The organism is Selenomonadales bacterium (assembly GCA_017442105.1).
GTDB lineage: Bacteria > Bacillota > Negativicutes > RGIG982 > RGIG982 > RGIG982.
The window spans coordinates 1-3,366 of the sequence record JAFSAX010000188.1 but is presented as its reverse complement, the minus strand read 5'-3'; the positions used below and the strand labels follow the sequence as shown (position 1 = coordinate 3,366).

Below are 3,366 nucleotides of genomic sequence, written 5' to 3'. Positions count from 1 at the left end.
GCAGGCGCGGTGCTTGCACTGCTGGGTGCGCGTCTGATGCTCATCGCCCGCAAGGCAGAGAGCCGTGATGATGTGCTTCGCCTTTTGTTCGGCAGGGCTTCTCCCGTCATGCGTGCGATGCTGGGCATCTTCTGGCTGACGATGCTGTCTGTGATGCTCTCGGGCGCAGGTGCGCTCGGTGCATCGCTGGGCGTTCCTTCCGTCGTCGGCACCGGTGCGCTTGCCGTGCTTCTCTGCGCGCTGTCGCTCGGCGGTACGCGTATGCTGCCGCTTGCGAATATGGCGGTGACGCCGCTCGTGATCGTCGTCGTAGCTGTGATGGCAGTCTGTTCGCTCTTTTATCACCGCGATCATCTTTTGCCGATGATGGTCATTTCGCCTGTACCGATGCCCTTGCTGACGGACTGCCTCTACTATGCTTCGTACAATCTGGCGATGTGTCTGCCTGCGCTCATCTCTCTGCCTCCGATGCGACCGCTCGCGATACGCATAGGCGCGGTGCTGGCAGGCACGACGCTGTTTCTTTTGCTTGCGATGCTTCTTTTGGTGGTGATGCTCCACTATGAAGAAGCCGTGCGCGAGCCGATCCCGATGCTGATGGTCGCCGAGATGCAGGATGCGTCATGCTACTGCGGATACGCGCTCATCTTATCTCTGTCGATGGTGACGAGTGCGCTCGGTGCACTCATCGGCGCGTGTCGGCTATGTGCGCCGTACGTACGGTCGGAGCGTGTCTGTTCGGCATTTTTTCTTGCCGTATGCTTCGCCGCCAGTCAGGCAGGATTTACGACGCTGGTGCAGTCGGTCTTGCCGATGCTCGGTCTTGTGAGCCTTATCTTTACGATTCGGCTGTGTTTGCCTGTTCGTGGAGGTACTCTACGGCACTGAGAGCGGCGACAAGGCCTTCGCCGACGGCTTTTGATACCTGATACGGTCTGCCTGTATTGTCACCGCAGGCGTAGAGCCCTTTGATGTTCGTGCGCATCTGTCGATCGACGGCGATATGCGTACCGTCGAGGGTAAGTCCTCTGACAAGGTTTTCGACAGGGTCGGATTCGCGTATGATAAATACGCCGTCTACGGCAAGTTCGCCTTTGTTCGTCACAAGTCGTTCGGTCTTTTTCTCGCCTTCGATGCGGCGCGGGACGACGTTTTCTACAATAATATTGTCGGCGCGCAGGTTCATGTCGGCGCGGTATTGCGGAATGTAGTAGACTTCTTTGCAGAGGTTCGCAAGGTAGCAGGCATCGCTCTCGCCTTCCTGCCCATAGGAGATGACGGCGACTGTTTTTCCGCGGAAGAACATCCCGTCACACGTTGCGCAATAGCTGACGCCTTTGCCGAGGAGCTGTTTTTCGCCATCAAACAGCTTACTGCTCGTCACGCCTGTCGCAATGATGACGGCGCTTGCGGTGTACATCTCTTCCTTGCAGGCGATGGTGAAATCTTTTTTGCCGGGGAATACGGAGATGACCTTCTCGCGAATGACGTCGGGCTTGTGTGCCAGTACATGGTCTGCCATCTCGCGCATGATATCCGTACCTGTGCGATGCGGCATGCCGAGGTAGTTGTCTACGTCGTGGGCGCGCTGCAGCTTACGACTGAAGTCGAGATGTTCGAACAGGGCGACTTTTTGCCCGCGGATACGCGCGGTGAGAGCGGCAGACAGTCCCGCGGGACCGCCTCCGATGATGGCGATATCGTAGATGTCGTTCATGGTTTCCCTCACTTTATTCTTATTTAAAAGGAGTGGTCTAATGTGCGATACTTCGTTATGAAGATAGACCCGCGCCCGCTCATCGCTCCGCTGTTTGTGACGCAGATGGCGGGATTTTTATTCATCGGGTCGTTTCTTGCAGTTGTCGACCGTGACCCGTTCTCGCTCGCAAGTATGCTCGTTGTCGGCATACCGTTCAGCATGGTCGGGGTCGGTGCGGCATTTTTGTTCTGCCATGTATATCCGAAGCTTGCCTCAAGGTTCGGATATCTTGCTGTGGAGCTTAGCCCAAGTCTTTCGCCACTTGACGAAGACGCTCGCGGATCGGAATGTCATACGGACAACGCGTTTCGCACACACCACAGTCGATGCAGGCAGATGCCTTGACATCAAGACCTGCGTATCTGGCAGGGATAGAGTCCTGCATGCCGTAGGCTGTGTATTGCAGGTGGAAGATAAAGCATTGTGCGATGTCGATGCCGACGGTGCACGGTGCGCAGTATGCACAGCGGCGGCAGAAGTTCGGGCCGAGTTCTTCGGCTTCTTTCTGCATTTCGGCAAGCTCCGCTTCGGTGAGTGGCTCGGCATCGCTTGCGGCGATGTTTTCTTCAATTTGCTTCACTTCGTCCATGCCGGGGATCGCGACCGTGATAGGATGCTGCAGAATGAATCGAAGCGAGCGCGATTTTTGCTGTATCTGACCGCCGCCCAAGGGTTTCATGACGATGATGCCGATGTTCATTTTTTCGGCGAGCGGGATAAGTTCTTTGAGCGCGTTCTGCTCGATGAAGTTGAATGGTACTTGTACTGTTTCAAAAAAGCCTGTTGCGATAGCTTTTGCCATGAGCGCAGGGTCGTGACCTGTGATACCGATATGGCGGATCTTGCCTTGTGCTTTGGCTTCGAGAGCAGCTTCATACGCACCGCCTTCGGCTAATATTGCATCGAGGTCGGACTGATATTTGACGTTGTGGAATTGGTATACGTCGATGTAGTCTGTCTTGAGGTTACGGAGGCTCGTTTCAAGTTCTGCCGCCGCTTCTGCTTTCGTCCGTTTGACCGTCTTGGTCGCAAGATAGTATTCGCCTCTGCGGTTTGCGATATGCGCGCCTATCTTTTCTTCGCTGTCGGTGTATCCGCGCGCGGTGTCGATGAAGTTGATTCCTGCGTCTAAGACGGCGTTTAAGACGACGCCTGCTTCTTCCATCGTACAACGCTGGAGCGGGAGTGCACCGAAGCCGATCTCTGTGACGGCAAGACCTGTTTTACCGAGGATGCGTTTTTTCATATAAGTTCCTCCATTTACTTCTATATAATAGTAGGAATGTTATTGAATGATTCGCATAGGCGTGTCAGTCACCCATTCTTTTTCATGCGAAAAACTGCCGAGGGAAAAGTCCCTTCGGCAGTTTTCTCTTATTTCTTAGAGTGCGTGGAAGTCTACGAGTTTTGCACCGAAGATACCGTCGATCGCCAAAACTTCTTCCATAACAGCAGGCGGTACATCGTTGTCTACCGTAAGTACCATGATGTTAGTGCCTTGGTCTTCCGTTTTGCTGACCTGCATGCCGCTGATGTTGATGCCTTTGCCGCCGAGGAGCGTACCGACTGTACCGATAACGCCCGGTCTGTTGATATGCGGACAGATG

5 protein-coding genes are annotated in these 3,366 nt (G+C 54.6%); 2 read left to right on the top strand and 3 right to left on the bottom strand.

All coding sequences use genetic code 11. The features are described from left to right. The coding region (locus tag IJN28_07455; GenBank protein ID MBQ6713603.1) for a hypothetical protein at positions 1-888 on the top strand (888 nt) is incomplete at its 5' end. Here IJN28_07455 and IJN28_07450 read toward each other — a convergent pair. Further along, positions 839-1,717 carry an NAD(P)/FAD-dependent oxidoreductase gene (locus IJN28_07450; protein MBQ6713602.1) on the bottom strand — a complete coding sequence of 293 codons (879 nt, stop codon included), beginning with the start codon at positions 1,715-1,717 and terminating at the stop codon, positions 839-841. The genes IJN28_07455 and IJN28_07450 overlap by 50 nt on opposite strands. 42 nt (positions 1,718-1,759) lie before the next feature. Between IJN28_07450 and IJN28_07445 the strand changes: the two genes are divergently transcribed. Then, positions 1,760-2,104, top strand: a complete 345-nt coding sequence (locus IJN28_07445; protein MBQ6713601.1) for a hypothetical protein — start codon at positions 1,760-1,762, stop codon at positions 2,102-2,104. Here the strand turns inward: IJN28_07445 and IJN28_07440 are convergent. Continuing rightward, entirely contained in the window at positions 2,001-3,005 is a 1,005-nt protein-coding gene (locus IJN28_07440; GenBank protein ID MBQ6713600.1) for an aldo/keto reductase, read from the bottom strand. The genes IJN28_07445 and IJN28_07440 overlap by 104 nt on opposite strands. Before the next feature lie 135 nt (positions 3,006-3,140). Next, a partial coding sequence (locus IJN28_07435) for an ACT domain-containing protein (protein MBQ6713599.1) occupies positions 3,141-3,366 on the bottom strand: 226 nt, incomplete at its 5' end.

Coding starts and splice junctions, on each gene's coding strand:
- IJN28_07450 (MBQ6713602.1), bottom strand. CDS start 1,717: ATGAACGACATCTACGATATCGCCATCATCGGAGGCGGTCCCGCGGGA.
- IJN28_07440 (MBQ6713600.1), bottom strand. CDS start 3,005: ATGAAAAAACGCATCCTCGGTAAAACAGGTCTTGCCGTCACAGAGATC.